General features: G+C 49.2%; 2 tRNA genes and 2 rRNA genes. All 4 read left to right on the forward strand.

Features of this window, described 5'->3' with window-relative positions:
* Positions 1–15 precede the first annotated feature (15 nt).
* Positions 16–1,529, forward strand: a 16S ribosomal RNA gene (locus tag ACFO3N_RS24835).
* Between the two features lie 127 nt (positions 1,530–1,656).
* Positions 1,657–1,730, forward strand: a tRNA-Ile gene (locus ACFO3N_RS24840).
* Positions 1,731–1,821: 91 nt separating this feature from the next.
* A tRNA-Ala gene (locus tag ACFO3N_RS24845) sits at positions 1,822–1,895 on the forward strand.
* A 135-nt stretch (positions 1,896–2,030) separates the two neighbouring features.
* Positions 2,031–4,912 (forward strand): 23S ribosomal RNA (locus ACFO3N_RS24850).
* The 16S and 23S rRNA genes sit together here with 2 tRNA genes alongside, the layout of an rRNA operon.
* Positions 4,913–4,954: the final 42 nt, after the last annotated feature.

Genomic DNA, 4,954 nt, shown 5'->3' on the forward strand with positions numbered 1-4,954 from the left:
ATAATATTAAAATATACGATGAAGAGTTTGATCCTGGCTCAGGATGAACGCTAGCGGCAGGCTTAACACATGCAAGTCGAGGGGTAGAGGCTTTCGGGCCTTGAGACCGGCGCACGGGTGCGTAACGCGTATGCAATCTGCCTTTCACAGAGGGATAGCCCAGAGAAATTTGGATTAATACCTCATAGCATTATAAGATGGCATCATTTTGTAATTAAAGTCACAACGGTGAAAGATGAGCATGCGTCCCATTAGCTAGTTGGTAAGGTAACGGCTTACCAAGGCAACGATGGGTAGGGGTCCTGAGAGGGAGATCCCCCACACTGGTACTGAGACACGGACCAGACTCCTACGGGAGGCAGCAGTGAGGAATATTGGTCAATGGGCGCAAGCCTGAACCAGCCATGCCGCGTGCAGGATGACGGTCCTATGGATTGTAAACTGCTTTTGCACAGGAAGAAACACTCCGACGTGTCGGAGCTTGACGGTACTGTGAGAATAAGGATCGGCTAACTCCGTGCCAGCAGCCGCGGTAATACGGAGGATCCAAGCGTTATCCGGAATCATTGGGTTTAAAGGGTCCGTAGGCGGTCTTGTAAGTCAGTGGTGAAAGCCCATCGCTCAACGGTGGAACGGCCATTGATACTGCAGGACTTGAATTATTGGGAAGTAACTAGAATATGTAGTGTAGCGGTGAAATGCTTAGAGATTACATGGAATACCAATTGCGAAGGCAGGTTACTACCAATGGATTGACGCTGATGGACGAAAGCGTGGGTAGCGAACAGGATTAGATACCCTGGTAGTCCACGCCGTAAACGATGGATACTAGCTGTTGGGAGCAATCTCAGTGGCTAAGCGAAAGTGATAAGTATCCCACCTGGGGAGTACGAACGCAAGTTTGAAACTCAAAGGAATTGACGGGGGCCCGCACAAGCGGTGGAGCATGTGGTTTAATTCGATGATACGCGAGGAACCTTACCAAGGCTTAAATGCAGACTGACCGATTTGGAAACAGATCTTTCGCAAGACAGTTTACAAGGTGCTGCATGGTTGTCGTCAGCTCGTGCCGTGAGGTGTCAGGTTAAGTCCTATAACGAGCGCAACCCCTGTTGTTAGTTGCCAGCGAGTCATGTCGGGAACTCTAACAAGACTGCCAGTGCAAACTGTGAGGAAGGTGGGGATGACGTCAAATCATCACGGCCCTTACGCCTTGGGCTACACACGTGCTACAATGGCCGGTACAGAGAGCAGCCACTGGGCGACCAGGAGCGAATCTATAAAGCCGGTCACAGTTCGGATCGGAGTCTGCAACTCGACTCCGTGAAGCTGGAATCGCTAGTAATCGGATATCAGCCATGATCCGGTGAATACGTTCCCGGGCCTTGTACACACCGCCCGTCAAGCCATGGAAGCTGGGGGTGCCTGAAGTCGGTGACCGCAAGGAGCTGCCTAGGGTAAAACTGGTAACTAGGGCTAAGTCGTAACAAGGTAGCCGTACCGGAAGGTGCGGCTGGAACACCTCCTTTCTAGAGCCCAAAGTGTTAGCCGAAAGGCACGCTTGGGAAATAAGATGCCGGACTATGGGTTTGGAATCTGAGATTGTATTGCTCTTGCTGTTAATTTAAAAAAAATGATAAAAATTAAGTAAAACAGAGTCTCGTAGCTCAGCTGGTTAGAGTACTACACTGATAATGTAGGGGTCGGCAGTTCGAGTCTGCCCGGGACTACTATTTGACTTAAAAAAAAGGAAATTTTAGAGGTTGAGGCCTTATGAGAAATAATTCATAACTCATAACTAATAACTCATCACTAAAAAATGGGGGATTAGCTCAGCTGGCTAGAGCGCCTGCCTTGCACGCAGGAGGTCAACGGTTCGACTCCGTTATTCTCCACGAATTTGCTCAGAGAAGTAAATAAAAGTTCATTGACATATTGAGATAAGAAAATAATAAGAAAGTAGAAAGCGTTTTTTGCAATTTATTGCAAAAGACAAAACAAAACGGTCTCATTTTAAAAATGAGATTGGTGCAATAAGCAAAATAAGGGCGCATGGGGAATGCCTAGGCTCTCAGAGGCGATGAAGGACGTGATAAGCTGCGAAAAGCTGCGGGGACTGGCACACACAGATCGATCCGCAGATATCCGAATGGGGCAACCCGCTATGTTGAAGACATAGCACACCGATAGGTGGGCAAACCCGCTGAACTGAAACATCTAAGTAGGCGGAGGAGAAGAAAACAAAAGTGATTCCGTAAGTAGTGGCGAGCGAACGCGGATTAGCCCAAACCAGCTATGTTACGGCATAGCTGGGGTTGTAGGACCGCGACATTTCATGTGCAAGGAACCGGAAGCTTCTGGAAAGGAGCGCCATAGAGGGTGACAGCCCCGTATGGGTAACGAGCATAATGGATAGCGGTATCCTGAGTAGGGCGGGGCACGTGAAACCCTGTCTGAATTTGGCGGGACCATCCGCTAAGGCTAAATACTCCTGAGAGACCGATAGTGAACCAGTACCGTGAGGGAAAGGTGAAAAGAACCGTGAATAACGGAGTGAAATAGATCCTGAAACCATGCGCTTACAAGCGGTCGGAGCCCTTTCGTGGGGTGACGGCGTGCCTTTTGCATAATGAGCCTACGAGTTAACGCTGCTGGCAAGGATAAGTGGTTAAGCCATGGATCCGCAGCGAAAGCGAGTCTGAATAGGGCGCTTTAGTCAGTAGTGTTAGACGCGAAACCGTGTGATCTACCCATGGGCAGGTTGAAGCTGTGGTAACACACAGTGGAGGACCGAACCGGTTGACGTTGAAAAGTCTTCGGATGACCTGTGGGTAGGGGTGAAAGGCCAATCAAACTCGGAAATAGCTCGTACTCCCCGAAATGCATTTAGGTGCAGCGTTATTTTAGTTATATAGAGGTAGAGCTACTGATTGGATGCGGGGGCTTCACCGCCTACCAATTCCTGACAAACTCCGAATGCTATATAATGATTGATAACAGTGAGGGCTTGGGTGCTAAGGTCCAAGTCCGAGAGGGAAAGAACCCAGACCATCAGCTAAGGTCCCCAAATATATGCTAAGTTGAAAGAACGAGGTTTGTCTGCCCAGACAGCTAGGATGTTGGCTTGGAAGCAGCCATTCATTTAAAGAGTGCGTAACAGCTCACTAGTCGAGCGGACGAGCATGGATAATAATCGGGCATAAGCATATTACCGAAGCTATGGATTTTGCAGTAATGCAAAGTGGTAGGGGAGCATTCTGACAGGGCTGAAGGTGTATCGTAAGGTATGCTGGACCGGTCAGAAAAGAAAATGTAGGCATAAGTAACGATAATGCGGGCGAGAAACCCGCACACCGAAAAACTAAGGTTTCCACAGCTATGCTAATCAGCTGTGGGTTAGTCTGGACCTAAGGCGAACCCGAAAGGGACAGTCGATGGCCAACGGGTTAATATTCCCGTACTTCTTATTGCTGTGATGGGGTGACGGAGTGATGAAAGCGCCGCGAACTGACGGAATAGTTCGTTAAAGCACCTAGCTATAGGGTCTCTAGGCAAATCCGGAGATCTTGGTGAAATGCGATAGTACTCGGAGTCTTCGGACAAAGAGATAGTGCGCCTAAGGGCTTCCAAGAAAAACCTCTAAACTTCAGGCAGTAAGAACCAGTACCGTAAACCGACACAGGTAGTTGAGGAGAGAATCCTAAGGTGCTCGAGAGATTCATGGCTAAGGAATTAGGCAAAATAGACCTGTAACTTCGGGAGAAAGGTCGCCCCGAGCAATCGGGGCCGCAGTGAAGAGGTCCAGGCGACTGTTTATCAAAAACACAGGGCTCTGCAAAATCGTAAGATGAAGTATAGGGCCTGACACCTGCCCGGTGCTGGAAGGTTAAGAGGAGATGTTATCTTCGGAGAAGCATTGAATTGAAGCCCCAGTAAACGGCGGCCGTAACTATAACGGTCCTAAGGTAGCGAAATTCCTTGTCGGGTAAGTTCCGACCTGCACGAATGGTGTAACGATCTGGACACTGTCTCAGCCATGAGCTCGGTGAAATTGTAGTAACGGTGAAGATGCCGTTTACCCGCAGTGGGACGAAAAGACCCTGTGCACCTTTACTATAGCTTAGTATTGACCTTGGATAAATGATGTGTAGGATAGGTTGGAGACTATGAAGCGGCGTCGCCAGGCGTTGTGGAGTCATTGTTGAAATACAACCCTTTGTTTATCTGAGGCCTAACCCCGCAATGTGGGGGACAGTGCTTGGTGGGTAGTTTGACTGGGGTGGTCGCCTCCAAAAGAGTAACGGAGGCTTCTAAAGGTTCCCTCAGTACGCTTGGTAACCGTGCGTAGAGTGCAATGGCATAAGGGAGCTTGACTGAGAGACATACAGGTCGATCAGGTACGAAAGTAGAGCATAGTGATCCGGTGGTTCCGCATGGAAGGGCCATCGCTCAAAGGATAAAAGGTACGCCGGGGATAACAGGCTGATCTCCCCCAAGAGCTCATATCGACGGGGGGGTTTGGCACCTCGATGTCGGCTCGTCACATCCTGGGGCTGGAGAAGGTCCCAAGGGTTGGGCTGTTCGCCCATTAAAGTGGCACGCGAGCTGGGTTCAGAACGTCGTGAGACAGTTCGGTCTCTATCTACTGCGGGCGTTAGAAATTTGAGTGGATCTGATTCTAGTACGAGAGGACCGAATTGGACAAACCTCTAGTGTATCTGTTGTCCCGCCAGGGGCACCGCAGAGTAGCTACGTTTGGAAGGGATAAGCGCTGAAAGCATATAAGCGCGAAACCCACCACAAGATGAGATTTCTTTTAAGGATCGTGGAAGATGACCACGTTGATAGGCTACAGATGTAAAGGCAGTAATGTCATAGTCGAGTAGTACTAATAATCCGTAAGCTTATGCACAAACTTTTCCCCGCCTCGGCGGGGAGAGAACTTTCTAAAAAA

Origin of the sequence: Flavobacterium chungangensis, from assembly GCF_042654045.1 — a bacterium.
In the GTDB taxonomy this organism is placed as follows: Bacteria; Bacteroidota; Bacteroidia; order Flavobacteriales; family Flavobacteriaceae; genus Flavobacterium; species Flavobacterium chungangensis.